The sequence below is a fragment of the Actinomadura monticuli genome (assembly GCF_041463655.1).
In the GTDB taxonomy this organism is placed as follows: Bacteria; Actinomycetota; Actinomycetes; order Streptosporangiales; family Streptosporangiaceae; genus Spirillospora; species Spirillospora monticuli.
In genome coordinates this window covers 412530-438475 of sequence record NZ_JAXCEI010000004.1, presented here as the reverse complement: position 1 = coordinate 438475, position 25946 = coordinate 412530, and the positions used below count along the sequence as shown (strand labels likewise).

Here is a 25946-nt window from a genome sequence, read left to right as displayed (position 1 = left end):
CTAGAAAAGAGTGCGTGGCGAACCTCGACGAGCCGTTGCGCAAGGTCCTCGGCGACAAGACGGCCAACGCGCTGAAGAAGGGCCTCGACCTGCACACGGTCGGCGACCTGCTGCACCACTACCCGCGCCGCTACGCCCACCGCGGCGAGCTGACCCAGCTCAGCGGGCTGGAGGACGGCGAGCACGTCACGGTGATGGCGGAGGTCGTGAAGGTCCAGGGCCGCACCCTCACCCGCAGCCCCGGCTACGTTCTGGAGATCACCGTCACCGACGGGACCGGGCAGCTCAAGCTGAGCTTCTTCGGCCGCAAGGGCTCCTACCGGGCCGAGAAGGACCTGTCGCCGGGCACCCGCGGCCTGTTCGCCGGGAAGATCAGCACCTACCGGCCGCGCAGCGGGAACGTCGTCCGGCAGCTCACGCACCCGCAGTACAAGGTCGTCCACGAGCGGAGCGCCGAGCAGGCCGCGCAGGAGTGGGCCGACGAGATCATCCCCATCTACCCGTCCACGAAGACGCTGCCCATCGAGACGATCGGCACGTCGGTCGAGACCGTCCTGACGCACCTGGACCTGCCCGCCGACCCGATGCCGGAGGCCCTGCTCAGGCGGCGCGGCCTGATCGGGCTGCGGGAGGCGTACGAGGGCATCCACCGCCCGAAGAGCTGGGACGAGCTGGGCCGCGCCAGGACGCGCCTCAAATGGGACGAGGCGTTCGTCGTCCAGATCGCTCTCGCCCAGCGCCGCCTCGCCGCCGCCGCGCTCCCCGCCACACCGCGCCCGCCGGCGTTCGGCGGCATCCAGGCGGAGTTCGACGCGCGCCTGCCGTTCGAGCTCACCAAGGGCCAGCGCGAGGTCGGCGACGAGATCGCCGCCGACCTCGCGAAGGACCACCCGATGCACCGCCTCCTCCAGGGCGATGTCGGCTCCGGCAAGACCGTGGTCGCGCTGCGGGCGATGCTGCAGGTCGTGGACGGGGGCGGGCAGGCGGCACTGCTCGCGCCCACCGAGGTCCTCGCGCAGCAGCACCACCGGTCGATCACCGGGATGCTCGGCGACCTCGCACAGGCCGGGCAGCTCGGCGGCGCCGAGCACGCCACCCGCGTCGCGCTGCTGACCGGCTCGCTGGGCGCGAAGGCGCGCAAGGAGGCGCTGCTCGACGCGGCGTCCGGCGCCGCCGGGATCGTCGTCGGCACCCACGCGCTGCTCCAGGAGAGCGTCCAGTTCGCCGAGCTCGGCCTCGTCGTCGTGGACGAGCAGCACCGCTTCGGCGTCGAGCAGCGGGACGCGCTGCGCGAGAAGACCGGCGGCGGACGCCCGCACGTGCTGGTCATGACGGCCACGCCGATCCCGCGCACGGTCGCGATGACCGTCTTCGGCGACCTGGAGACGTCCGTCCTCGGGCAGCTCCCCGCCGGGCGGTCGGAGATCCAGACCCATGTGGTGCCGCCCGAGAAGCCCGCGTTCTTCGCCCGCATCTGGGAGCGCATCAAGGAGGAGGCGGGCAAGGGGCGGCAGGTCTACATCGTCTGCCCGCGCATCGGCGAGCAGGAGGGCGACGAGGGCGACGAGGGCGACGCCGTCGCCGCCGACGAGGGGGAGCGCAGGTCGCCGCTCGGCATCATGGAGGTCCTGCCGAAGCTGGAGGAGGTCCTCTCCGGGCTGCGCATCGGCGTCCTGCACGGCAAGCTGCACCCCGACGAGAAGGACGCGGTGATGCGCCGCTTCACCGAGCGGGAGCTGGACGTCCTGCTCGCCACCACCGTCATCGAGGTCGGCGTGGACGTCCCCAACGCCACCGTCATGGTCATCATGGACGCCGACCGGTTCGGCGTCTCCCAGCTCCACCAGCTGCGCGGGCGCGTCGGTCGCGGCTCGCTGCACGGCCTCTGCCTGCTGGTGACCGAGGCCGAGCCCGGCAGCAAGGCCCGCGAGCGGCTCGACGCCGTCGCGTCCACGACGGACGGGTTCAAGCTGTCGCGCCTCGACCTGGAGCAGCGCCGCGAGGGCGACGTGCTGGGCGCCGCGCAGGCCGGCCGCGCGTCCAGCCTGCGGCTCCTCACCCTCCAGAAGGACGAGGACGTGATCCGCGACGCGCGGGACGAGGCGACGGCGCTCGTCGAGGACGATCCCGACCTGTCCGCTCATCCGGGCCTCGCCACCGTCCTGGCCTCACTCCTCGACGAGGACCGCGCCGACTTCCTGGAGAAGGCGTGACCCGGATCATCGCGGGCAGCGCGGGCGGGCGCCGGCTGGCCGCCCCGCCGGGGCGCGACACCAGGCCGACCAGCGACCGCGCGCGCGAGGGCCTGTTCTCCACCGTCCTCGCCCTCCTCGGCCCGCTGGACGGGCTGCGCGTCGCCGACCTGTACGCCGGGTCGGGCGCGGTCGGGTTCGAGGCGCTCTCCCGGGGAGCCGCGCACGCGCTGCTCGTCGAGTCGCATCCGCGCGCGATGAAGGTCATCCGGCAGAACGCCGCGGCGCTCGGGCTGCCCGGCGCCGTCCCCTGCGCGGACAAGGTGGAGCGGCTCGTCCGCGGGAAGCCGGACGAGCCCTACGACCTGATCTTCGCCGACCCGCCGTACGCGCTGGCGGACGCGTCCGTCACCGGCCTCCTGGAAGACCTGCGCGACCAGGGCTGGGCGGCGCCCGACGCGCTGGTCGTCGTGGAGCGCGCCGCGCGGGGGCCCGCCCTGGACTGGCCCGCCGGCTACGAGGCCGAGCGCGACCGGCGCTACGGCGAGGCCGTCTTCTGGTACGGCCGCGCGGAAGGGCGCGTTGACACGGGAGAAGAGCGGGTAAAGGCATGCCCATGAAGCCGGGGATCGACCGCGCCGTGGGACGCACCTGGGTCCTCGCCGTGGCGATGGCCCTGGCGCTGATGGCCAACATCACCTACGTCCAGGGCTTCGAGGCCCAGGATCTCCGCGACGACTCGCTCAACGCCCGCCGCCTGGCGGACCGCTTCAAGATCGACCGCGGGCCGATCACGGCGGACGGCGAGCGGCTCGCCTGGTCGGAGAAGACCGGCGACGACCGCTACCAGCGCCGCTACAAGGACGGCGCGGTGTTCGCCCCGGTCACCGGCTACTTCTCCGTGTTCTCCCAGACCGGCCTCGAGGAGGCCGCGAACCACTTCCTCGACGGCACCGACGACCGGCTCGCCACCTCGAACTTCATCGACAAGCTCGTCGGCGACCACGTCCCCGGCGGGACGGTCGAGGCGACCGTCGACGTCAGGGCGCAGCGCGTCGCCTACAACGCGCTGGCGTCCAGCGGCGCCCGCCGGGCGGCGGCCGTCGTCCTCGACGCCGAGACCGGCGCCGTGCTGGTGATGGCGTCGACGCCGTCCTACGACCCCAACGAGGTCTCGACGCTGAGCGGGGAGAAGGCGGAAAGAGCCTTCAGGCGCCTCAACGCCGAGAAGCTCAAGCCGCTGCTGGACAAGGCCACCCGGGAGGTGTTCCCGCCCGGCTCCACGTTCAAGACGATCGTCGCCGCGTCGGCGCTGAAAGCGGGGGCGAGCGCGAGCTCGAACGTCAGGGCGGGGCGCAGCTACAGGCCGCCGGGCGGCGGGCAGCCGATCAGCAACGACGCGGGCGACATCGGCGGCTCCTGCGACCTGAGCCGGATCCCGCTCATCGAGGCGTACGCGCAGTCCTGCAACACCACGTTCGCCTACATGGGCGCGGAGCGGCCCGGGAACGCGGCCGTCCACGAGGAGGCGGGCGGGTTCGGGTTCGGCGACCGGATCGAGTACGCCGACGGCCTGCTGAGCGCCCCCAGCTCGTTCCCGACGACGGACCAGCCGGTGCTCAGCGCGCTCGGCTCCATCGGGCAGGGCAGCACGGTCGCCAGCCCCCTGCAGATGGCCATGGTCGCCGCCGGGGTCCTCAACGACGGGGAGGTCATGCAGCCGCATCTCGTCGACAAGCTGCGGGCGCCGAGCGGCGCCACCGTGGACTCCGTCTCGCCGAAGCGGATGTCGCGGGCGCTGACGCCCGGCCAGGCCAGGCAGATGCGTGACCTGATGGAGGCCGTGGTCGAGCGCGGCACCGGCAAGTCCCTGAAGGGGACGTCCATCCTCGGCGGGAAGACCGGCACCGCCGACGTCGAGGGCGCCGCCCACAACGACCGCTGGTTCATCGGATTCGGGCCGCGGGACGACCCGAAGTACGCGGTCGCGGTGATGACCGAGGCGCCCGGCTACGGCATCGAGTCCGGCCCGATCGCCGCGAAGATCATCGACGCGCTGGGGGACTGAGCGGGGGCGGCGCGGCGGCCCCCGGCGAGCCCGGGTGAAACCAGGCCGAATGCGATTTGGTACGTTCACGCCGCAGGTCAGAAACCGGGACCGAAGGGGTTCGCGCCGTGCGCCGTGTCGTCTGTCCGGGATCGTTCGACCCCGTTACCAACGGGCATCTCGACATCATCAGCCGCGCCTCCCGTCTGTACGACGAGGTGGTCGTGGCGGTGCTCATCAACAAGAACAAGAAGAGCCTGTTCACCGTGGACGAGCGGGCCGACATGATCTCCGAGGTCACCCGGGAGTACGGCAACATCAAGGTCGACAAGTTCTACGGGCTCACCGTCGACTACTGCAAGGAGCAGGACATCCCGGTCATCGTCCGGGGGCTGCGGGCCGTCAGCGACTACGAGTACGAGCTGCAGATGGCCCAGATGAACCACCGGATCGCCGGCGTGGAGACGCTCTTCATGGCGACGAACCCGGAGTACGCGTTCCTGTCGTCCAGCCTCATGAAGGAGGTCGTGAAGTTCGGCGGGGACATCTCCGGTCTCGTCCCCGACAGCGTCCACGACCGCCTCGTCGAGCGGCTCCAGCAGCAGGGCTGACCGGCGCGCCCACCCGGCGGGGCCGGTGCACGGGCCGCGAGTTGGGCCAGTGCTTCGGGGGCGGTATCCTGGGACATCGGCCATCACAGGCGCCGCTGTTCACCATGCCTCACGGAAGCAGGAATCCGCTGACTCGCCTCGACCCCAACGCCCCGCTCGTGCTCGACACCCGGGCTCTGGGAAGGCAACCCGGGTCGTCGCGGGAGGAGCACCTGACCGTGCCGGCACCGGAGGACTTCGGCGTCGAGATGGTGGGCGTCCCCGAGGGCGCCGCGATCGAGCTGGACCTCCGGCTCGAGGCGGTCCTGGAGGGGGTGCTCGTCACCGGCACGGCGACGGTCCCCCTGCGGGGGGAGTGCTCCCGCTGCCTCGACCCGATCGCCTCGTCCTTCGAGGCGGACTTCCAGGAGCTGTTCGTCTACGACGACACCCGCTCGGGCGGGAACGCCGAGGACGACGAGCTCCGCCTCGAGGGCGACTTCATCGACCTCGAACCGGTCCTGCGGGACGCGGTGGTGCTCGCGCTGCCGCTGTCCCCGCTGTGCCGGGACGACTGCCCGGGCCTCTGCCCGGACTGCGGTGCACGGCTCGCCGACGTCGGGCCGGAGCACCACCACGACGTCGCCGACCCCAGGTGGGCGGCGCTGCGGGACCTCGCCGGCGACATGGCGCCGGCCTCCCCCGACCGGGGGAACGGGAGCTCCGGCTCCCATGGTTCATTCGACCGACGAGAAGGAAAGCAGGAGGGCTGACGTGGCCGTCCCCAAGCGGAAGAAGTCGCGCAGCAACACGCGGCACCGGCGCTCGCAGTGGAAGACCGCGGCGCCGAACCTGGTCGAGTGCCCGACGTGCCGCGACCACAAGCTGCCGCACACCGCGTGCGCGACATGCGGCACCTACGACCGGCGGCAGGTCATCGCCCCGTCGGCCTGAGACCTTCTCGCATCCTGGGGGGCGGATCCGCGCGCACGGCGCGGCCCGCCCCCCAAGGTGCGGGACGGACCCCCAACCCCGACCACCCCGGCGCGTGACGTCGGCGTGGTGACCGGCGCGGAGACCGCGCCCGGAGCCGTGGTGCACGCCGGGATCAGCAGACCGGCGCGCACCTCGTCTTCGCGGACATCCTCCCCGCCGCGCGTCCTCGCCGTCCCGGCCCCCGCGGCCGGCGCGCCGCATCAGCGACCGCGCCATGCGCGGTGCACGGCCTGCGAGGAGGGCCTGTGAGCGCCAAGAAGAGCGAACCCGCGCCGGACCGCGCGGAACTGACCGCCGCGCTCGGCGTCGACGTGACCGCCGACCTGCTCGAACGGGCGCTGACGCACCGTTCGTACGCCTACGAGAACGGCGGCCTGCCCACCAACGAGCGCCTGGAGTTCCTCGGCGACTCGGTGCTGGGCCTGGTCGTCACCGACACCCTGTTCCGCGGCCATCCCGACCTGCCCGAGGGGCAGCTGGCCAAGCTGCGCGCCGCCGTGGTCAACATGCGCGCCCTCGCGGGCGTCGCCCGCGGCCTCGGCGTCGGCGCCCACATCCGGCTCGGCCGCGGCGAGGAGGGCACCGGCGGCCGCGACAAGGCGTCGATCCTCGCCGACACGCTGGAGGCGCTGATCGGCGCCGTCTACCTGGACCGCGGCCTCGGCGAGGCGTCCGCCCTCGTGCACCGGCTGTTCGACGCGCTGATCACCCGGTCGGCGGGCCTCGGCGCCGGGCTCGACTGGAAGACCTCGCTGCAGGAGCTCACGGCCGTGGAGGAGCTCGGCGTCCCCGAGTACCACGTCGCCGAGAGCGGCCCCGACCACCAGAAGACGTTCCGCGCCGCGGTGCGGGTCGGCGGGAAGACCTACGGGTCGGGCGAGGGCCGCAGCAAGAAGGAGGCCGAGCAGCACGCCGCCGAGGCCGCCTGGAACGAGATCCGCGCGATCGTCGTCCAGCGGGACACCGCGGCGCAGGGCGGCCAGGACGCACAGGACGCACAGGACGCACAGGCCGCACAGGACGGTCAGGCGGCGCAGGCCGGTGCCTGAGCTGCCCGAGGTCGAGGTCGTCCGGCGCGGCCTCGACCGCTGGACCACCGGCCGGACGATCGCGTCCGCGGAGGTGCTGCACACGCGCGCGGTGCGCCGCCACGCGGCGGGCCCGGCCGACTTCGCCGCCCGCCTCGCCGGCCGCACGATGCGGGCGCCGCGCCGCCGCGGCAAGTACCTGTGGATCCCCCTCGACGACGAGTCCGAGGCGGTGCTGGCGCACCTCGGCATGAGCGGGCAGCTGCTCGTCGGCGAGCCGGACCGCGAGCGTGAGAAGCACCTGCGCGTCCGGGCGGACTTCACGGACGGCGGCCACGACCTGCGCTTCGTCGACCAGCGGACGTTCGGCCACCTGATGCTGGCCGACCTCGTCCCGGACGCGTTCGACGCCGGCGCGCTCGTCCCGGAGCCGATCGTCCACATCGCCGCCGACCCCCTGGAGGACGCCTTCGACGCCGAGGCGTTCTTCCGCGCGCTGCGCCGCCGCAGGACGGGGATCAAGCGGGCGCTCCTCGACCAGTCGCTGATCAGCGGGGTCGGCAACATCTACGCCGACGAGGCGCTGTGGCGGGCCGGGCTGCACTGGGCGCGCCCGACCGAGACGATGACCCGGGCGGAGGCCGCCCGCGTCCTGGCCGCCGCGCGGGAGGTCATGAGCGCCGCCCTCGCGGTCGGCGGCACGTCCTTCGACAGCCTCTACGTCAACGTGAACGGGGAGAGCGGCTACTTCGAGCGCTCCCTGGACGCCTACGGCCGCCGCGACGAGCCGTGCCGCCGCTGCGGCACCCCGATCCGCCGCGACGAGTTCATGAACCGCTCGTCCTACACCTGCCCGGCGTGCCAGCCCCGCCCCCGCCGGGCGCGCTACTAGGGTTCCGGAACGTGACGGACGACGAGGAGACCGTGCGGCTCACGGCCTGGGTGCGCGGCCGCGTCCAGGGGGTCGGGTTCCGCTGGTGGGTGCGGTCGAAGGCGCTCGAACTCGGCCTGGCCGGCAGCGCGACCAACCTGGCCGACGGCCGCGTGGAGGTCGTGGCGGAGGGCCCGCGCGGCGACTGCCTCCGCCTGCTCGACCTGCTGGGCGGCGACGCGGGCGGGCGTCCGGGCAAGGTGACGGGGGTGGCCGAACGCTGGAGCGGGCCGCGCGGCGAGGGCCCCGGCTTCCTGGAGCGGTGACCGGGTAGGGGGTTCCGGTTCGCACCTGCTAAACTAGTAGAGGAAGGTTGTTACCGGCCTGTGATGTGCGTCTTGACCAGGACACCGGCCGGTGCGACTCTAGTTGATACGCGCACCGACTTCAGCTGATTCCGTGCGCGATCCCTGCTGGTTACTCAGCGTGGAGGACCCTTAGTCATGGCGAAGGCTCTACTCGGCCACGTCGGCGGTCCCGACCCCCGGATGGTCGCGGAGATGCGGCGCCTGCAGCAGCGCGTACGTGATCTGGAGGCCGAGCTCGTACGGCTTCAGGCAGAGAACGACGCGCTCGCGACGGCGCCGGACGACGATGTGATGTCGCTTGCGGTGAAGGACCGCGAACCCGCGCTGACCTAGTTCATTGCTTCACCCTCGGCGGTCGGGCGCTGGAGCGCCCTCCCTTCAACGGGCGAAGCGGCGATCGCTGCGTCGCTTCGGCTCGCCTGGCGGCTCGCTGCGCGATCAGGTTTCTCGCAAGCTCGAAACCTGGCTTCGCACGCGATCGCAACGCTGAGGTCGTCGCAAACTCAGGTCAGGGACGTTCATCTGGCGGTCATCGCCAGGCTCAACTCAGAACCCAAGGCCCAGAGCCGCCTTACGGTGGCGCTGGGCCTGCGATCATTCTGCCGATGGACGCGGCCGGCGGTTCGGTGCGTGCGTGCGTCGGCGCCGCCAATGGAGGACCCATTCCCCGCGGTTCTGGGCGGCTGCCGGTTGGGGCGGGGTCTGGTCAAGGGTCGGTAAAGCTTTTCGGGGTTTCGGGCTGGCCGAATACGGTCGTTCTGTGTTGATCTCTGGAATCGTGGCATCTGAGGGGTGCGGCGGCGGACGGTGCGGTCCCGCCGCGGCTGCGCGTGCCGCCCTGGAGCGGGCGGAGTGGGCCGCGTCCCGGGCCGTCGGCGCAGGTACGCGATAGCCTCTAGCGTTGCGTTCGGGCCCCGGGGCGCCGATGCGGAGCAGGGAGGATGGCGAGGGTTTGTACCTGAAGACCTTGACGTTGCGCGGCTTCAAGTCCTTCGCGTCCTCCACCACGCTCAAGTTCGAGCCGGGGATCACGGCCGTCGTCGGGCCGAACGGGTCGGGCAAGTCCAACGTCGTGGACGCGCTGGCCTGGGTGATGGGGGAGCAGGGCGCCAAGTCGCTGCGCGGCGGCAAGATGGAGGACGTCATCTTCGCCGGGACGGCGAACCGGGCGCCGCTCGGGCGCGCCGAGGTCGTGCTGACGATCGACAACTCCGACGGCGCGCTGCCGATCGACTACACCGAGGTGACGATCAGCCGGCTGATGTTCCGGTCCGGGTCGAGCGAGTACGCGATCAACGGCGACGGGTGCCGCCTGCTGGACATCCAGGAGCTGCTGTCGGACTCCGGCATCGGCCGTGAGATGCACGTCATCATCGGCCAGGGGCAGCTCGACCGCGTCCTGCACTCGGGCCCCGAGGGGCGCCGGGCGGTGATCGAGGAGGCGGCCGGCGTCCTCAAGCACCGCAAGCGCAAGGAGAAGGCGCTCCGCAAGCTGGACGCGATGCAGGGCAACCTCACCCGCGTGCAGGACCTCACGGGCGAGCTGCGGCGGCAGCTCAAGCCGCTGGGCAGGCAGGCCGAGATCGCGCGCCGGGCCGCCGTGATCCAGGCCGACCTGCGGGACGCGAAGCTGCGGCTGCTGGCCGACGACCTGGTCACCCTCGGGACGAAGCTGGAGCAGGAGGCCGCCGACGAGGCCGCGATCCGCGAGCGCCGCACCGAGACCGAGCGGGCGCTGGCCGGGGCGCAGGAGCGCGAGGCCGTCCTGGAGGCGGAGGAGGCCGAGCAGGCGCCGCAGCTCGCGCAGGTCCAGGACACCTGGTTCCGGCTGTCGGCGCTGAAGGAGCGGCTGCGCGGCGTCGCCGACCTCGCCGCCGAGCGGCACCGCAACGCCGCCGAGACGCGCGAGGAGGAGCGGCGCGGCCGCGACCCCGAGGACATGGAGCGCGAGGCCGCCGAGATCCGTGAGCAGGAGGAGATGCTCCGCGCCGCGCTGGACGAGGCGCAGGACGGGCTCGCCGACGCCGTCCAGGAGCGGACCGGCGTCGAGGAGGCGCTCGCCGCCGAGGAGCGCCGCCTGCAGGCCGCCGCGCGCGCCGCCGCCGACCGCCGCGAGGAGCTGGCCCGGCTGCGCGGCCGCGTCGAGGCGCTGCGCAGCAAGGCGCAGGCCGGGCGGTCGGAGATCGGGCGGCTCGCCGAGGCCCGCGCGGAGGCCGAGCAGCGCGCCGACGACGCCCGGGAGGAGTTCGAGGCGTTCGAGGCCGAGGTCGTCGAGGACCCGGCGCTCGCCGCCGAGCACGAGGCCGCCCAGGAGGCGCTCGCGACCGCGAAGGACGCCGCCGAGGCGGCCCGCGCGGCCGTGGACGGTCCGCGCCGGGCGCTGAAGGAGGCGCGGGCCGCCGTGGGGTCGGCGCGCTCCGCCGACCAGGCCGCGCAGAAGAAGGTCGCGGCGCTGCAGGCGCGCATCGAGGCCCTGAACCTCACGCTGGCCAGCGCCGCCGACGGCGGCGAGGCCCTGCTGGCGGCGGGCGCGGACGGGACGCTCGACGGCGTCCTCGGCACGGTCGCGTCGCTGCTCAACGTCCGTCCCGGCTACGAGACGGCGATCGCCGCCGCGCTCGGCAACGCCGCCGAGGCCATCGCCGTCGGCTCCCTGGACACGGCCGAGGCCGCCCTGGCGCTGCTGCGCGCCCGGGACGCCGGACGCGCCGGGCTGCTGATCGGCGGGGGAGCGCCGGCGGCGCCCGCGCGGGTGCCCGGCGTCGACTACGCGATCGACGCGGTGACCGTCCCGGACGGCGTCCGCCCCGCCGTGGAGCATCTGCTGCGGGATGTCGCCGTCGTCGACGACGTCCCGTCGGCGGCCGCGCTCGTCCGCCGGGAGGCGTCGCTGCGGGCCGTGACCCGCGACGGCGAGCTCGTGGGCGCGCACTGGGCCCAGGGCGGCGCGGCCGGCGGCGGCCAGAGCCTCCTGCGGATGCGGGCGACCCTCGACGAGGCCACCGAGGACCTCGCCGCCGCCGAGACGGCCGCCGGGGCCGCCGCGTCCGATCTCGGCGCGTCGGTGGAGCGGGAGCAGTCCGCCCAGGCGGCGGTGGAGGCCGCGGAGGCCGCCGCGGGGGAATCCCAGTCGAGCGTCAACCGGGCCCAGGCCGAACTCGACCGCGTCCGCGCCCGCCTGCGCGAGTTCGACGCGCAGGCCGCGCAGGAGGCCAAGCGCGCCGCGCGTCTGGAGGCCGACGCCCGTGCCGCGCGGGGCGAGGTGGAGCGGCTCACGAAGGCGCTCGACGCCGCGACCGAGTCGCTGGAGCGCGACACGCAGGCGGCCGAGGAGCTGGCGATGCGGCTCGCCGAGTCGGAGGAGGCCGCCGAGGTCGCCGACGAGGCCGGGCACGACACCGAGGCGCGCGACGAGCTGAACGCCCGCTGCCAGGAGCTGCGCTCCGCCGAGATGGAGGCGCGGCTGTCGGTCCGCACCGCCGAGGAGCGCGTCCAGGCCATCTCCGGCCGCGCCGACGCCCTGGAACGCGGCGCCCGCCGCGAACGCGAGGAGCGCGCCCGCGCCGCCCGGCGCCGCGCCCGCCGCGAGGAGCAGGCCCGGGTCGCCAAGGCCGTCCACCGGGGCGCCCGGACGGCGCTGGAGCGCATCGAGCACTCGCTGGCCGCCGCGGTCCGCCGCCGCGAGGCCGCCGAGCAGGCCAGGGCCGCGCGCGAGGCCGAGCTGAAGGTCGTCCGGACGCAGGTACGCGAGCTGTCGGCCACCCTGGAGCGCCTGGTCAACGTCGTGCACGGCAACGAGGTCGCGCGCGCCGAGCAGCGGCTGCGGCTGGAGCAGTACGAGCAGCGGGCGCTGGAGGAGTTCGGCCTGGAGGTCGAGTCGCTGGTCGCCGAGTACGGGCCGGACCAGCTCGTCCCGCCCGACCCCGAGAAGGGGGAGGACGCGCGGCCCGTCCCCTACGACCGGGCCGTCCAGGAGAAGCGCGCCAAGGTCGCCGAGCGGCAGCTCAACCAGCTCGGCAAGGTCAATCCGCTCGCGCTGGAGGAGTTCGCCGCGCTGGAGGAGCGGCACGCGTTCCTCACCTCGCAGCTGGAGGACCTCAAGAAGACCCAGCGGGAGCTGCTCGGCCTCGTCAAGGAGGTCGACGACCGCGTCCAGGAGGTGTTCGGCGCCGCCTACGAGGACACCGCCCGCGAGTTCGAGCGGATCTTCGCGCGGCTGTTCCCGGGCGGCGAGGGCAGCCTCTCGCTGACCGAGCCCGACGACATCCTCACGACCGGCGTCGAGGTCGCGGCGCGCCCGCCCGGCAAGAAGGTCAAGCGGCTGTCGCTGCTGTCCGGCGGCGAGCGCTCGCTGGTCGCCATCGCCTTCCTCGTCGCCGTGTTCAAGGCGCGCCCGTCGCCGTTCTACGTCCTGGACGAGGTCGAGGCCGCGCTGGACGACACCAACACGCAGCGGCTCATCACCGTGTTCGAGGAGCTGCGCGAGTCGTCCCAGCTGATCGTCATCACGCACCAGAAGCGCACGATGGAGGGCGCCGACGCCCTCTACGGCGTCAGCATGCGCGGCGACGGCGTGACCCAGGTGGTCAGCCAGCGGCTGAGCTGATCCGCCGGCCGAGTGATCATCCAGGGTGTTACGTGTTTCATATGGCCGTAATATCCGTCATGGATTCCTTGGAACGTTGCAGCGTCCATCCGTCGCAATTCGGACGGTGACACAATCTCTTCCGCGGCCAATAACCGATGGATTACAGTGCATTCTCGCCGGTGGCGGCGAAGTGAAATGATCCGCACGCACGGACCGTGACGCGGCGAGCACGCTGGCGGACTTGTGCGCTGCGGGAGGCATCCACTACCCATGTGCACCGTGGTCCTTCGGCTGCTCACCGGGCCTTCCCCGCCCGGTACGGAGGATCCGGAGAGGCGTGATGCCTGTGGACTCGCAGAAACTCAAAGACAATTTCGCCCAGGTCGGAACGAACGGCATGGACGTCGCCGATTATTTCTACGCCGACCTTTTCGCCCGTTCCCCGCAGCTCAGGTCGATGTTCCCCGCGGCGATGGCCAAGCAGCACGAGGTGCTGCTCGCCGCGCTCTCCCAGATCGTCTCGTCGGTCGACGACCCGGACGCGCTCGTCCCCTTCCTGCGCGACCTCGGCCGCCGCCACCACGGCTTCGGCGTCGTCGCCGAGCACTACGCCCCGGTCGGCGCGAGCCTCCTCGCCACCCTCGCCCGCTTCAGCGGCCCCGCCTGGAACGAGGACCTCGAACGCGACTGGACGGCCGCCTACGGCGTCGTCGCGCGGGTCATGACGGAGGCCGCCGCGGAGCCCGTCTCCTGATCCGGCGTGGACGCCCAGCCCCCGCACCCGCGACGGCCTGTACGACCTGTACGACCTGGAGGACCTGACCGAGCTGGCCGGCGGGTTCCCGTGGCTCACCGTCGTGCCGGCGGTGTCGGACGAGCCCGGCGGCCACGGCTTCTCGCCGCCGCTCGGCTCGGGCGGCGGCGACGTCGAGTACGGCGACCTGCCGAGCGTCGTGGCCGCGCACGGCCCCTGGGACGGCCACGACGCCTACGTGTGCGGGCCGTCCGCGATGGTCGGCCACACCGTCGAGCAGCTCGCGCGGCTCGGCGTCGCCCGCGACCGCATCCGCCTGGAAACCTTCGCAGACGCACAGAGGTGAGCGCGTTGAACTCCCCGAACCTTCCCGTCGTCTCCACGGGGTCGCGGCTGACCCCGGGCGAGCTCCACTCGGTGGTGTTCTCCCGGGCCGCCCTCGGCCGCCGCGGCTACGACGAGGAGCAGGTCCGCAGCTTCCTGCAGTACGTCGAGGGCGAGCTCGTCCAGATCTTCAGCGACAAGGCCGCCCTCGCCGACGAGGTGAACCGGCTGCGCGCCCAGGCGGCCAAGGGCGGCGCGCGCGGCGTGCTGGCGCCGGAGGACGCCCACTTCCAGGCCGTCCGGATCCTGTCGCAGGCCCAGCAGACCGCCGACCTGTACGTGGCGGACGCCGAGCGCTACACCCGCGAGCTGGCCCACGAGGCGCGGCTGCACCGGGAGGCGATCCTGGCCGACGCCAAGGGGCGGGCGGAGCACCTCCTGGAGGACGCCCACCGCAAGGCCGCCGCCGTCGCCGACGCGGCCGTCCGCTCCGCCGAGCCGGCGCACGCCCGCCGTGCGGCCCTGCCGGACGACCAGCGCCGCGCGATGGAGCGGGAGATCGCCTACCTGCGCACCTACAGCGACGTCTACCGCACCCACCTGCGCTCCTACCTGGAGGCACTTCTGCGCAACGTCGACGAATGGGAGACGTCCGAGCGGGCATCGCTGCCTCGGGGAGTGCCGGACTGATCACATGGCCCGTCCCCCAGGGCCGGCATGGAAAACTGGGGGCGCTATGGAATATGTGATCGTCATCGCCGCGCTGGCCGCCGTCGCTCTGATCGTCGGCGGCATCACGCTGCTGCGGCCCCGCCGCACACGCCCGCGCCCGCCGGTCGAGCGGGAGGCGGACCGGACGGGCGGCGCGACCGCCGTCGACGAGGCGGAGGCCGCGGCCCCCACCATCGAGCGGGCGCCGCCGACGGAGGTGCCCGCGCCGCGGCCCACGGTGGAGATCGAGAAGCCGCCGCCGGGCGCGGGGCGGCTGGTCCGGCTGCGGGCGCGGCTCGCGCGCTCCCAGAACACGTTCGGCAAGACCCTTCTCGGCCTGCTCTCGCGCGACACGCTCGACGACGACGCCTGGGAGGAGATCGAGGACACCCTGATCACCGCCGACATGGGCACCTCCGTGGCCCGCCAGGTCACCGACGACCTGCGCACCCGGGTGCAGGTGCTCGGCACCCGGAACGCCGGGGAGATCCGCGAGCTGCTCAAGCAGGAGCTCGTCAAGCAGATCGGCCCCGACCTGGACCGCTCCCTGCGCACCGAGGCGCAGGGCGACCGCCCGGCGGTGCTCATGGTCGTCGGCGTCAACGGCACCGGCAAGACCACCACCTGCGGCAAGCTCGGCCGCGTCCTCGTCGGCGACGGCAACACGGTGCTGCTCGGCGCCGCCGACACCTTCCGCGCCGCCGCCGCCGACCAGCTGGAGACCTGGGGGACGCGAGTCGGGGCGCAGGTCGTCCGCAAGGACGAGGGCGCCGACCCGGCGAGCGTCGCGTTCGACGCGGTGAAGCAGGGCATCGAGACCAAGGTCAACGTGGTGATCATCGACACCGCGGGTCGGCTGCACACCAAGACCGGGCTGATGGACGAGCTGGGCAAGGTCAAGCGCGTCGTGGAGAAGCAGGCCACGGTGGACGAGGTCCTGCTCGTCCTGGACGCGACGACCGGGCAGAACGGCATGCAGCAGGCGCGCGTCTTCGCGGAGGTCGTGAACGTCACCGGCGTGGTGCTGACCAAGCTGGACGGGACCGCGAAGGGCGGCATCGTCGTCCAGGTCCAGCGGGAGCTGGGCGTCCCGGTCAAGCTGGTCGGGCTGGGGGAGGGGCCGGACGACCTCGCGCCGTTCGAGCCGGAGGCGTTCGTGGACGCGATCCTGGGCGAGTGAAAACGGGCCCAATGACCGAAAAATATGGCATGTGAGGATTTAGTAACACCTGTGAAACACCCGGGGGTCGGTTTTCACACCTGCGAAACGCGGGAGCCCCGCGCGCGAAACCGCCGAGGTCGAGTCTCTGAGCAGTTCGAAGTTCCTGGCGAGGAGGGACTCTCTCAGAGATGAAGATCGATAGCGGTAGTACCGCATGGATGCTGACGAGCACGGCGCTCGTCCTGCTGATGACACCCGGGCTGGCCTTCTTCTACGGAGGCATGAGCCGCGCGAAGAGCGTGCTCAACATGATGATGATGAGTTTCGTCAGCATCGCCGTGGTGGGCATGGCCTGGGTCGTCTACGGCTACTCCCTCACCTTCGGCGACGGCGGCGCGCTCAGCTCGTTCATCGGCGGGTTCGGCGACTGGGGGCTCGTCGGCCTGGAGAAGGTGGCCACCGCCGACGACGGCACGGGCATCCCGCAACTGGTGTTCGTGGCCTTCCAGGCGACGTTCGCCATCATCACCGTCGCGCTGATCAGCGGCGCCGTCGCGGATCGCGTCAAGTTCGGCGCCTGGGTCGTGTTCACCCTGGTGTGGGTCACGCTCGTGTACTTCCCGATCGCGCACTGGGTGTGGTGGTCGGACGGTGAGGACGGCGGCAAGGCGGGCTGGCTGTTCGACCTCGGCGCGCTCGACTTCGCGGGCGGCACGGTCGTCCACATCAACGCCGGTGTCGCGGCGCTCGCGCTGGCGCTCGTCGTCGGCAAGCGCAAGGGCTGGCCGAAGGAGCCGATGCGCCCGCACAACCTGCCGTTCGTCCTGCTCGGCGCCGGGCTGCTGTGGTTCGGGTGGTTCGGGTTCAACGCGGGGTCCGCGCTGGCGGCCGGGTCGACCGCGGCCGTCGCGTTCATCAACACGCTCGTCGCGACCTGCGCCGCCGCGTTCGCCTGGATCGTCGTCGAGAAGCTGCGGGACGGCGCGTCCACCACGCTCGGCATCGCCTCCGGCGTCGTCGCGGGGCTGGTCGCCATCACCCCGGCCTGCGCGTACATCACCCCGCTCGGCGCCATCGCCCTCGGCCTCATCGCCGGCGCGGTGTGCGCGTTCGCGGTCGGCCTGAAGTACCGGCTCGGCTACGACGACTCGCTCGACGTGGTCGGCGTCCACATGGTCGGCGGCATCGTCGGCGCCCTCCTGATCGGCTTCCTGGCGACCACCGCCGTCAACGACGGCGGCGCGGACGGGCTGTTCGCCGGCGGCGGCGTCGAACTGCTCGGCAAGCAGGCCGTCGCCGTCGTCGCGACGCTCGCCTACTCCTTCGTCGTGACCTACCTGATCGCGAAGGTCATCGACCTGGTGATGGGCTTCCGGGTCAGCGAGGACGACGAGGCCACCGGCATCGACAGCACGGCGCACGCGGAGACCGCCTACGACTTCGGCACCATCCGCGCGGGCATCGGCTCCGGGGCGACCGCGGCGGCGCCCGCCGCCCCCGCGAAGAAGGTTGAGGCGTAGGGATGAAACTCATCACGGCGGTCATCAAGCCGTTCAAGCTGGACGAGGTCAAGAAGGCCCTGGAGACCTTCGGGGTCAAGGGCATGACCGTCAGCGAGGCCAGCGGCTACGGACGGCAGAAGGGCCACACCGAGGTCTACCGGGGCGCCGAGTACCAGGTCGACCTCGTGCCCAAGGTGCGGGTCGAGGTCCTGGTCGAAGCCGCGGACGCCGACGACATCATCGACGTCATCGTCCGCGCCGCCCGCACCGACAAGATCGGTGACGGCAAGGTGTGGGCGGTCCCCGTCGACAACGTCGTCCGGGTCCGCACCGGCGAGACCGGCCCGGAAGCCCTCTAGGGGGCACGGTGAGCCTCGCCCACCCGCCGGCCGGAGAGCGGGCGCCCGCGCCCGCCCCGGCCGGCGGCACCGGAGCGGTGGACACGGCCCGCGCAGCCCTCGCGGCGGCGCGGGCCGAGCGTGCCGCCGATCTGGACCGCCGGCTCGCGGCCCTCCTCACGGCCGGCTCCCCGCCGGCGCCGGACGGGGTCGCGCTCGTCGCCGTCGGCAGCCACGCGCGCCGCGAGCTGACGCCCGGCGGCGACCTCGACCTCGTCCTCCTGCACCGCGGCCTGTCCGACGTCGCCGGGATCGCCGACCGGGTCTGGTATCCGCTCTGGGACTCCGGGGTGCGCCTGGATCACTCCGTCCGCACCGTCCACGAGGCGCGGACCGTCGCGCGCGGCGACATGAAGGCCGCGCTCGGGCTGCTGTCCGCGCGCCGCATCGCGGGCGACCACACGCTCGTGGACGAACTCCGCGCCGCCGTCCTCACCGACTGGCGCGCGGACGCCGCCGTCCGGCTGCCCGAACTGTCGGCGATGTGCCGGGAACGGTGGGAGACCCAGGGCGAGCTCGCCTTCCTGCTCGAACCCGACGTCAAGGAGGCCCATGGCGGGCTCCGCGACGTCCACGTGATGCACGCCGTGGCGGCGTCCTGGGTGGCCTCGGCCCCCGACGGCCGCGTCAGGGCCGCCCATGACCTGCTCCTCGACGTGCGGCACGCGCTGCACGAGGTCACGGGCCGCTCCACCGACCGCCTCGTCCTCCAGGAACAGGACGCCGTCGCCCGCGCTCTCGCCCTGCCGGACGCCGGCGTCCTGCAGCGCTCGATCGTCGAGGCGGCCCGCACGATCACCTACGCGGGCTCCAACCTGTGGCGCCGCGTCGACCGCCTCACCAGGGCCAGGACCGTCCATCCCACGCCGCTCCCCACCGCCGGGCAGGGCCGCCGCCGCGGCGTCGAGCGGCGGCCCGTCGGGGACGGCGCCGTCGAACACGAAGGCGAGGTCGTCCTCGCGCGCGGCGCCGACCTCCGCGACCCCGTCCTCGTCCTGCGCGTCGCCGCGGCCGCCGCGCAGGCCGGCCTGCCGCTCGCCCCCGCCACGGTCGCCCGGCTCGCCGAACACGCCCCGCCGCTTCCGGTGCCGTGGCCCGCCGGCGCCCGCGACGCGCTCATCTCCCTGCTCGGCGCCGGACCCGCCGCCATCGCCGTCTGGGAGGCCCTGGACCAGGCCGGGCTGATCGTCCGGCTGCTGCCCGACTGGGAGCACGTCCGCAACCGGCCGCAGCGCAACCCCGTCCACCGCTTCACCGTCGACCGCCACCTCGTCGAGGCCGCCGCCGGCGCCGCCGCCCTCACCCGCGAGGTCGCCCGGCCCGACCTGCTCCTCATCGGCGCGCTCCTGCACGACATCGGCAAGGGCCGGCCCGGCGACCACTCCACCGCCGGCGCCGCCGCCGTCCGCGCCATCGGCGAACGCCTCGGCCTCCCCGGGGACGACGTGCGCGTCCTGGAGACGCTCGTCCGCCACCACCTCCTGCTCCCCGACACCGCCACCCGCCGCGACATCGACGACCCCGTGACCATCGAGACCGTGGTCACCGCCGTATCCGAGGTGCCGGGCCGCGAGCGCGAGATCCTCGACCTCCTCGCCGCCCTCGCGATCGCGGACGGCAACGCCACCGGCCCCGCCGCCTGGACCACCTGGAAGGCCGGCCTCGTCGCCGAACTCGCCCGCCGCTGCGCCGCCGCCCTCACCGGCGGCACGCCCCCGCCGCCCCCGGCCCTCGACCCCGCCCACCTGGCCCTGGCCCGCCACGACGGCGCGGCCGTCCGCGTCACCGGCTCCCGCATCACCATCGCCGCCCCCGACCGCCCGGGCCTCCTCTGGCGCGCCGCCGGCGTCCTCGCCCTCCACCGCCTGGCCGTGAAGACCGCCCGCACGATCTCCGCCCCCCACCCGGCGCCCGCGGCCGACGGGGCGACCGGCCCCGCGGAGACGGCGGTCCTGGACTTCACGGCGGTGCCGGAGTACGGCACCCCGCCCGATCCGGCCGGCCTGGAGGCGGACCTGCGCCGCATGCTCGCGGGACGCCTCGACATCGCCGACCGCCTCGAACGCCGGGCCCGCTCCGTCCGGCTGCGCCCCGGCGTGACCGTCCCGCCGCCCCGCGTCATGATCATCGAGGACGCGTCGCAGACGGCGACCGTCATCGAAGTCCGCGCCCACGACCGCCCCGGCCTCCTCTGGAGGATCGGCCAGGCCCTCGGCGCCTGCGGCCTCCAGATCCGCGCCGCCCAGATCGACACCCTGGGAGCCGAAGCCGTCGACGTCTTCTACGCGGTGGACGACGACGGCGGCCCCCTCACCGCCCCCCCGGCCCTGGAAACCGTCCAAGCCCGAATCCTCGAGGCCCTCCAGTAACGGTGATCGCCGTAGAGGCCCCGGGGACGTCGTGGACGGGGCGGTCCAGAGGCCCGCCGGCGAGGGGACGCAAGCAAGGGGGTGACCCGATACGCTGATAGGCGATCCCAGAAGCTTTCCAAGGACGGTCCAGACACGTGTTCGAGACGCTCTCCGACCGGTTGACGACGGTCTTCTCGTCGCTGCGCAGCAAGGGCCGGCTCTCCGAGGCCGACATCAACGCGACGGCCCGCGAGATCCGGATCGCGCTGCTTGAGGCCGACGTCGCGCTCCCCGTCGTCAAGGACTTCATCGCGCAGGTCAAGGAGCGGGCGGCGGGTGCGGAGGTCTCGCAGGCGCTGAACCCGGCCCAGCAGGTCGTCAAGATCGTCAACGAGGAGCTCATCGCCATCCTCGGTGGCGAGACCCGCCGGATCCGGCTGGCCAAGACACCGCCGACCGTGATCATGCTCGCCGGCCTGCAGGGCGCCGGTAAGACCACGCTCGCGGGCAAGCTCGCCCGGTGGCTGAAGCAGGAGGGCCACACGCCGATGCTGGTGGCCGCCGACCTGCAGCGGCCCAACGCCGTCCAGCAGCTCCAGGTCGTCGGCGAGCGGGCCGGGGTGCCGGTGTTCGCGCCCGAGCCGGGCAGCGGCGTCGGCGACCCGGTGGACGTGGCGCGCCGCTCGATCGACCAGGCCAAGCACGCGCAGCACGACTTCGTCGTCATCGACACCGCGGGCCGGCTCGGCGTCGACACGGAGATGATGCAGCAGGCCATCGACATCCGTGACGCCGTCCAGCCCGACGACATCCTGTTCGTCGTCGACGCCATGGTCGGCCAGGACGCGGTCAACACCGCCCAGGCGTTCATGGACGGCGTCGGCTTCGACGGGGTCGTCCTGACCAAGCTCGACGGCGACGCGCGCGGCGGTGCGGCGCTGTCGGTCCGGCACATCACCGGACGTCCCATCATGTTCGCCTCGACCGGGGAGAAGCTCGAGGACTTCAGTGTCTTCCACCCGGACCGGATGGCGGGCCGCATCCTCGACATGGGCGACATCCTCACCCTGATCGAGCAGGCCGAGCAGGCGTTCGACGCCGAGCAGGCCGAGAAGATGTCCACCAAGTTCGCGTCGGGCGAGGACTTCACGCTCGAGGACTTCCTCGAGCAGATGATGATGATCCGCAAGCTCGGCCCGATCGGGAACCTGCTCGGGATGATGCCGGGCATGGGGCAGGTCCGCGATCAGATCAGCCAGATCGACGACAAGGACCTCGACCGCATCGCCGCGATCATCCGCTCGATGACCCCGCAGGAACGCGCCCAGCCCAAGATCATCAACGGCTCGCGGCGGGCCCGTATCGCCAAGGGCTCGGGCGTCGGCGTCGGCGAGGTCAGCAGCCTCGTCACCCGGTTCTTCGACGCGCAGAAGATGATGCGCCAGATGGCCGGCGGCATGGGGCTGCCGGGCATGCCGGGCGGACGCAAGAAGGCGGCGAAGGCGGCCGCCAAGAAGAACCGGAAGGGCAAGCAGCGCAGCGGCGACCCGCGCAAGCGCGCCGCCGGCAAGGGCCGGCCGGACCAGCAGCCCGCGGCCGACGGCATGCCCCAGGGCCTGCCTCCCGGCCTCGGCGGCGGCTCGGGCGGCCTCCCGCCCGGCCTCGCCGGCCAGCTGCCCCCCGGCTTCCAGATGCCCGACCTGGGCAAACTCCAGGACCGCAAGAAGAAGTAGCCACCCCAGCGGCGCTCCAGCCGACCATCCGCGACATCGTCCCGGTGGCCTGGAGCCGCCGTGCGGACCCGCCGCCCAACGTCCCCCTGGCATCCCGCACCGCCGGTGCCGCCGTTTCCGCCGTGGTCGCGGCCGGGTTCACCGTGGGACGGGCGGCGCTGGTGTGCGTTCCTTCGGGATTCGGCGTCGTGCGTGCTGCCGGCGGTGCCGTGTGGTGGCGGCGGTGCGGTGCATGGTCTCGGCCGGGTTCGGTGTCGGGCGGGCGGCGTCGCCGGTCCTCGCTTCGCCGCCAGCGGGGTCTGCTGGACGGCGCGCGCCGGGTAGCCTGCGGCTGTCGGTGGACGGGGCCGGGCGCCGTGTGGACACGGCGTCGTGCGATTGCACCTTTACACCGAACGTCTGGCAGAATGACAGGCTGGAAAACCGGAATCGCGAGGCGCCCTCTCTCGTCCTGCGCGGCCGGAGTCCATCGGATGGCCGTGAGCCGGTGTTCCCCACCTGGCGCGGGCTCGTCCACCCAGTAATGAAATCGGAGTACACCACACCCGTGGCAGTCAAGATCAAGCTCAAGCGCCTGGGGAAGATCCGGAACCCGCAGTACCGGATCGTCGTCGCGGACGCCCGCACCAAGCGGGACGGGCGCGCCATCGAGGAGATCGGGCTCTACCAGCCCAAGCAGGAGCCGTCGCTCATCCAGATCGACTCCGAGCGCGCACAGTACTGGCTCGGCGTCGGCGCGCAGCCGACCGACCCGGTCCTGAACCTGCTCAAGATCACCGGCGACTGGCAGAAGTTCAAGGGCGAGCCCGGCGCCGAGGGCACGCTCAAGGTCGCCGAGCCCAAGGCCGACAAGAAGGCCGCCTTCGAGGCCGCCGTCAAGGAGTCCCTGGGCGACGACGAGGCCGCCGGCACCGCGACCCGTGGCAAGAAGAAGGCCGAGCCGAAGAAGTCCGAGGCCAAGGCCACCGAGACCGACGAAGCCAAGAGCGAGGGCTGACAGTGCTCGAAGAAGCGCTCGAGCACCTGGTCCGCGGGATCGTGGAGAACCCGGACGACGTCCAGGTCCGCGCCCGCCGGATCCGGGGCGGCCGGGTCCTCGAGGTGCGCGTGCACCCCGAGGACCTCGGGAAGGTCATCGGCCGCGGCGGCCGCACCGCCAAGGCCCTCCGCACGGTGATCAGCGCCCTCTCCGGGGGCCGCTACGTGCGCGTTGACCTGCTCGACGTCAACGAGGTCCGCTGAGTGGCGTTCCGATGAGCGAACCGCTCGTAGTGGGACGGATCGGACGGCCGCACGGGGTTCGCGGTGAGGTCACCATCGACGTCCGCACGGACGAGCCGGACATCCGGTTCGCCGCGGGCACAGAGATCGCCACCGACCCCGGCGCCGCCGGTCCGCTCACCGTCGAGCGGATCCGCTGGCATTCGGGACGCCTGCTCGTGCGCTTCGCCGGGGTCGGCGACCGCGACGCCGCCGAGGCCCTGCGCGGCACCTGGCTCGTCGTCGACCCCGGTGACATCCGTTCGTCCGCCGACCCGGACGAGTTCCACGACCAGGAGCTGATCGGCCTCGCCGTGCTCACCGCGGACGGCGTCGGCGTCGGCGAGGTCGCGGACGTCCTGCACCACGGCCAGGACCTCCTGGTCGTGCGCGGGCCCGGCGGGGAGAAGCTCGTGCCGTTCGTGGCCGCGCTCGTCCCCGAGGTGGACGTTCCCGGGGGGCGGCTCGTCATCGACCCGCCCCCCGGACTGCTCGACGAATCATGAAACTCGACATCGTCACGATATTCCCTGAGTACTTCGCCCCCCTGGACATCTCCCTCCTGGGCAAGGCCCGGCGCGCCGGCCTGCTGGACGTCCGCGTCCACGACCTGCGCGACTGGACCCACGACCGGCACCGCACCGTCGACGACACCCCGTACGGCGGCGGCCCCGGCATGGTCATGAAACCCGACCCCTGGGGCGAAGCCCTCGACATGCTGGTCCCTCCGCCGGTTGAGGGATCACGAACGCTTCCTTCGGAGCCTGACGAATCATCGCTCGGCCCGGCGTCCGGCCGGAGCGGGCCGGAGCCTGGCGTGGCGCCGGTATCCGATGGGACGTCCGGCGGCGCGACCGCGGGCTCGTCCGAAGTGACCGCGGCGGCGGGCGCCGGGGCCGTGCCGCGGCTGATCATTCCCACGCCGAGCGGGCGGCCCTTCACGCAGGCGGACGCGGTGCGGTACGCCGCCGAGCCCTGGCTCGTGTTCGCCTGCGGACGCTACGAGGGGATCGACTCCCGCGTGGCCGAGGAGGCCCGAACGCGGATGCCCGTGGACGAGGTCAGCCTGGGCGACTTCGTCCTCGCCGGCGGTGAGGTCGCCGTCCTGGTGATGGTCGAGGCGATCGGACGTCTCCTGCCCGGCGTCCTCGGCAACGCCGACTCGGTCGCGGACGACTCCTTCGCCCCCGGCGCGATGGAGTCGCTCCTGGAAGGCCCCGTGTACACCAAGCCGCCCGTGTGGCGGGACCGGCCGGTTCCGGACGTGCTCCTGTCGGGTCACCACGGCGCGATCGCCCGCTGGCGGCGCGACGAGGCACTCCGGCGGACGGCCCGGCACCGTCCCGAACTGCTCGCCCGTTTCGCGCTGGAGGACCTCGACAAGCGGGACCGCGCCGTCCTCCGCGAGGCCGGTTTTCCGGTTGACTCCGAAGGTATGGCAGACTAGAGCGTCCGTGCGTCCAGAGCGCATGGCACCCGAAGACCACTTCCCGCGGCGCGACGCCCCCACGAAAGTCCCATTGGGGCCTCTCGACGCCCGCGTTCGACCATGAGGAACCGCTGCGATGCACACCCTGATCCAGGAGATCGAGAAGGCCGCGATGCGCGCCGACGTCCCGGACTTCCGTCCGGGCGACACGCTGAAGGTGCACGTGCGCGTCACCGAGGGCAACCGTAGCCGTATCCAGATCTTCCAGGGCGTGGTGATCCGGCGGCAGGGCGGCGGCGCCCGCGAGACGTTCACCGTCCGGAAGGTCAGCTACAGCGTCGGCGTCGAGCGGACGTTCCCGCTCAACAGCCCCTCGATCGACAAGATCGAGGTCGTCACCCGCGGCGACGTGCGCCGCGCCAAGCTCTACTACCTGCGCAACCTGCGCGGCAAGGCCGCGCGCATCAAGGAGAAGCGCGAGCACTGAGCCGATGAACGAGGACGCCCCGGGAACCCGCGACGGTGACCGGGGCGTTGCCCTTTCCGGACGGGCGGGACGGGCTCCGGCGGCGACACGCCCGTGGGCGGCGTCCCGCGGGGCCCGCGCCGCTAGGCTTTTACTCTGATGACTGACGAGGACGATCGGAGAGACGTGCGATCCGAGGCCGAGGGCGCGGTGCCCGAAGAGAAGGAGCCCGTGAACCCGGCCGACGAGTCGGCCGAGGACGACTCCGAGGACGACGGCAAGCGCAAGAAGAAGCAGGGCTCCTTCTGGAAAGAGCTCCCCGTCCTCATCGTCGTCGCCGTGGTGCTGGCACTGGTCATCAAGGCGTTCGCGGTCCAGGCGTTCTACATCCCGTCCGGCTCCATGGAGAACACCCTCCAGGTCGGCGACCGCGTCCTCGTCAACAAGATCGTCTACCACACCCGGGACATCGCCCGCGGTGATGTGATCGTCTTCAACGGCCTGGACTCCTGGGATCCGGAAGTCCAGGTCGAGGAGCCCAGCAACCCGGTCTCCAAGGCGCTGCGCGCCGTCGGCACCGCGTTCGGCGTGGCGCCCAACGAGAAGGACTACATCAAGCGCGTCATCGGCATCCCCGGCGACCACGTCAAATGCTGCGACGCCCAGGGCCGCGTCACCGTCAACGGCGTCCCGCTGGAGGAGAAGTCCTACCTCTTCACCGACCCGATCACGCACGAGCAGAACAAGCCGTCCAACGACCCGTTCGACGTCACCGTGAAGCCGGGCCAGCTCTGGGTCATGGGCGACCACCGCGAACTCTCCTACGACTCCCGCTCCCACCGCGGCGATCCCGGCGGCGGCACCATCCCGATCGACCGCGTCATCGGCCGCGCCTTCGTCATCGTGTGGCCCCTCGACCGCCTCGGCACCCTCCCGATCCCCGACACCTTCAAGCAACGCGGCCTGGAGAAATCCGCCGCCGTCGCGGTTCCGGCGACCCCGTACGCCCTGGGCGTCCTCTTCACGCTCCCGCTCGCGTATCTCCGCCGCCACCGCTTGAGAACCACCTGACCGTCGTCCGCACGACCCGTGGCGGGCTCGATCCCTCTGGGCAGGGGCGCCCCGCCACACCGGCGTGCCGCGACAAAGCGTACGAACCGGGCACTCCCCATGCCA

At 72.8% G+C, this 25946-nt stretch carries 25 protein-coding genes; all 25 read left to right on the top strand.

All coding sequences use genetic code 11. The features are described from left to right. Positions 1-14 precede the first annotated feature (14 nt). A complete protein-coding gene (gene recG / locus SM611_RS11255; RefSeq protein ID WP_371949314.1) occupies positions 15-2213 on the top strand; it encodes an ATP-dependent DNA helicase RecG in 2199 nt (732 codons plus the stop codon). Then, positions 2210-2812, top strand: coding sequence for a 16S rRNA (guanine(966)-N(2))-methyltransferase RsmD (gene rsmD, locus SM611_RS11250; RefSeq protein WP_371949312.1), 603 nt, complete (start codon positions 2210-2212; stop codon positions 2810-2812). The genes recG and rsmD overlap by 4 nt, the downstream gene beginning before the upstream one ends. Beyond that, a complete protein-coding gene (locus SM611_RS11245) occupies positions 2809-4260 on the top strand; it encodes a penicillin-binding transpeptidase domain-containing protein (protein WP_371949310.1) in 1452 nt (483 codons plus the stop codon). The genes rsmD and SM611_RS11245 overlap by 4 nt, the downstream gene beginning before the upstream one ends. 107 nt (positions 4261-4367) lie before the next feature. Next, positions 4368-4850, top strand: coding sequence for a pantetheine-phosphate adenylyltransferase (gene coaD / locus SM611_RS11240; RefSeq protein ID WP_371949309.1), 483 nt, complete (start codon positions 4368-4370; stop codon positions 4848-4850). A 104-nt stretch (positions 4851-4954) separates the two neighbouring features. Beyond that, entirely contained in the window at positions 4955-5602 is a 648-nt protein-coding gene (locus SM611_RS11235; RefSeq protein WP_371949308.1) for a YceD family protein, read from the top strand. 1 nt (position 5603) lies between these two features. Then, positions 5604-5783 (top strand): 50S ribosomal protein L32, encoded by a 180-nt coding sequence (gene rpmF / locus SM611_RS11230; protein WP_067632153.1) that lies wholly within the window; start codon positions 5604-5606, stop codon positions 5781-5783. A gap of 287 nt (positions 5784-6070) precedes the next feature. Beyond that, positions 6071-6874 carry a ribonuclease III gene (gene rnc, locus SM611_RS11225; RefSeq protein ID WP_371949307.1) on the top strand — a complete coding sequence of 268 codons (804 nt, stop codon included), beginning with the start codon at positions 6071-6073 and terminating at the stop codon, positions 6872-6874. Then, positions 6867-7745: a bifunctional DNA-formamidopyrimidine glycosylase/DNA-(apurinic or apyrimidinic site) lyase gene (mutM, locus tag SM611_RS11220; RefSeq protein ID WP_371949305.1), complete on the top strand. Its 879-nt coding sequence runs from the start codon at positions 6867-6869 to the stop codon at positions 7743-7745. Before rnc ends, mutM begins: the two co-directional genes overlap by 8 nt. Before the next feature lie 11 nt (positions 7746-7756). Further along, positions 7757-8050, top strand: coding sequence for an acylphosphatase (locus SM611_RS11215; protein WP_371949303.1), 294 nt, complete (start codon positions 7757-7759; stop codon positions 8048-8050). Positions 8051-8227: 177 nt separating this feature from the next. Next, on the top strand, positions 8228-8425 hold the full coding sequence (locus SM611_RS11210; RefSeq protein WP_083946295.1) for a hypothetical protein: 198 nt from the start codon (positions 8228-8230) through the stop codon (positions 8423-8425). A gap of 619 nt (positions 8426-9044) precedes the next feature. Beyond that, positions 9045-12698, top strand: a complete 3654-nt coding sequence (gene smc / locus SM611_RS11205) for a chromosome segregation protein SMC (protein WP_371949301.1) — start codon at positions 9045-9047, stop codon at positions 12696-12698. A gap of 322 nt (positions 12699-13020) precedes the next feature. Continuing rightward, the gene (locus SM611_RS11200; RefSeq protein ID WP_371949489.1) at positions 13021-13434 is read left to right on the top strand and encodes a globin domain-containing protein; all 414 of its coding nucleotides are present in this window, start codon (positions 13021-13023) and stop codon (positions 13432-13434) included. Between the two features lie 103 nt (positions 13435-13537). Further along, complete coding sequence (locus tag SM611_RS11195) at positions 13538-13780, top strand: ferredoxin reductase domain-containing protein (RefSeq protein WP_371949299.1); 243 nt, start codon at positions 13538-13540, stop codon at positions 13778-13780. 5 nt (positions 13781-13785) lie between these two features. After that, positions 13786-14448: a DivIVA domain-containing protein gene (locus SM611_RS11190; RefSeq protein ID WP_371949298.1), complete on the top strand. Its 663-nt coding sequence runs from the start codon at positions 13786-13788 to the stop codon at positions 14446-14448. 46 nt (positions 14449-14494) lie between these two features. Then, complete coding sequence (ftsY, locus tag SM611_RS11185; RefSeq protein ID WP_371949297.1) at positions 14495-15649, top strand: signal recognition particle-docking protein FtsY; 1155 nt, start codon at positions 14495-14497, stop codon at positions 15647-15649. 170 nt (positions 15650-15819) lie between these two features. Continuing rightward, positions 15820-17151, top strand: coding sequence for an ammonium transporter (locus tag SM611_RS11180; protein ID WP_371949295.1), 1332 nt, complete (start codon positions 15820-15822; stop codon positions 17149-17151). 2 nt (positions 17152-17153) lie between these two features. Next, complete coding sequence (locus SM611_RS11175; RefSeq protein ID WP_371949293.1) at positions 17154-17492, top strand: P-II family nitrogen regulator; 339 nt, start codon at positions 17154-17156, stop codon at positions 17490-17492. Positions 17493-17500: 8 nt separating this feature from the next. Further along, complete coding sequence (locus tag SM611_RS11170; RefSeq protein ID WP_371949291.1) at positions 17501-19900, top strand: [protein-PII] uridylyltransferase; 2400 nt, start codon at positions 17501-17503, stop codon at positions 19898-19900. Between the two features lie 137 nt (positions 19901-20037). Further along, positions 20038-21615, top strand: a complete 1578-nt coding sequence (gene ffh, locus SM611_RS11165; RefSeq protein WP_371949289.1) for a signal recognition particle protein — start codon at positions 20038-20040, stop codon at positions 21613-21615. 547 nt (positions 21616-22162) lie between these two features. Further along, complete coding sequence (rpsP, locus tag SM611_RS11160; RefSeq protein ID WP_371949288.1) at positions 22163-22612, top strand: 30S ribosomal protein S16; 450 nt, start codon at positions 22163-22165, stop codon at positions 22610-22612. A 2-nt stretch (positions 22613-22614) separates the two neighbouring features. Further along, positions 22615-22857, top strand: coding sequence for an RNA-binding protein (locus SM611_RS11155; protein WP_371949287.1), 243 nt, complete (start codon positions 22615-22617; stop codon positions 22855-22857). Positions 22858-22868: 11 nt separating this feature from the next. Further along, positions 22869-23381 (top strand): ribosome maturation factor RimM, encoded by a 513-nt coding sequence (gene rimM, locus SM611_RS11150; RefSeq protein WP_371949285.1) that lies wholly within the window; start codon positions 22869-22871, stop codon positions 23379-23381. Continuing rightward, the gene (gene trmD, locus SM611_RS11145; protein ID WP_371949283.1) at positions 23378-24322 is read left to right on the top strand and encodes a tRNA (guanosine(37)-N1)-methyltransferase TrmD; all 945 of its coding nucleotides are present in this window, start codon (positions 23378-23380) and stop codon (positions 24320-24322) included. Before rimM ends, trmD begins: the two co-directional genes overlap by 4 nt. 118 nt (positions 24323-24440) lie before the next feature. After that, positions 24441-24791 (top strand): 50S ribosomal protein L19, encoded by a 351-nt coding sequence (rplS, locus tag SM611_RS11140; RefSeq protein ID WP_067632127.1) that lies wholly within the window; start codon positions 24441-24443, stop codon positions 24789-24791. 165 nt (positions 24792-24956) lie between these two features. Next, positions 24957-25841 (top strand): signal peptidase I, encoded by an 885-nt coding sequence (gene lepB, locus SM611_RS11135; protein ID WP_371949282.1) that lies wholly within the window; start codon positions 24957-24959, stop codon positions 25839-25841. The last annotated feature ends 105 nt before the right edge of the window (positions 25842-25946 follow it).

Bases quoted from the DNA above. Each gene is read 5' to 3' on its own strand.
- SM611_RS11245 (WP_371949310.1), top strand. From the start codon at position 2,809: ATGAAGCCGGGGATCGACCGCGCCGTGGGACGCACCTGGGTCCTCGCC.
- SM611_RS11235 (WP_371949308.1), top strand. From the start codon at position 4,955: ATGCCTCACGGAAGCAGGAATCCGCTGACTCGCCTCGACCCCAACGCC.
- SM611_RS11210 (WP_083946295.1), top strand. From the start codon at position 8,228: ATGGCGAAGGCTCTACTCGGCCACGTCGGCGGTCCCGACCCCCGGATG.
- SM611_RS11200 (WP_371949489.1), top strand. From the start codon at position 13,021: ATGCCTGTGGACTCGCAGAAACTCAAAGACAATTTCGCCCAGGTCGGA.
- ftsY (WP_371949297.1), top strand. From the start codon at position 14,495: ATGGAATATGTGATCGTCATCGCCGCGCTGGCCGCCGTCGCTCTGATC.
- SM611_RS11180 (WP_371949295.1), top strand. From the start codon at position 15,820: ATGAAGATCGATAGCGGTAGTACCGCATGGATGCTGACGAGCACGGCG.
- SM611_RS11175 (WP_371949293.1), top strand. From the start codon at position 17,154: ATGAAACTCATCACGGCGGTCATCAAGCCGTTCAAGCTGGACGAGGTC.
- rimM (WP_371949285.1), top strand. From the start codon at position 22,869: ATGAGCGAACCGCTCGTAGTGGGACGGATCGGACGGCCGCACGGGGTT.
- trmD (WP_371949283.1), top strand. From the start codon at position 23,378: ATGAAACTCGACATCGTCACGATATTCCCTGAGTACTTCGCCCCCCTG.
- rplS (WP_067632127.1), top strand. From the start codon at position 24,441: ATGCACACCCTGATCCAGGAGATCGAGAAGGCCGCGATGCGCGCCGAC.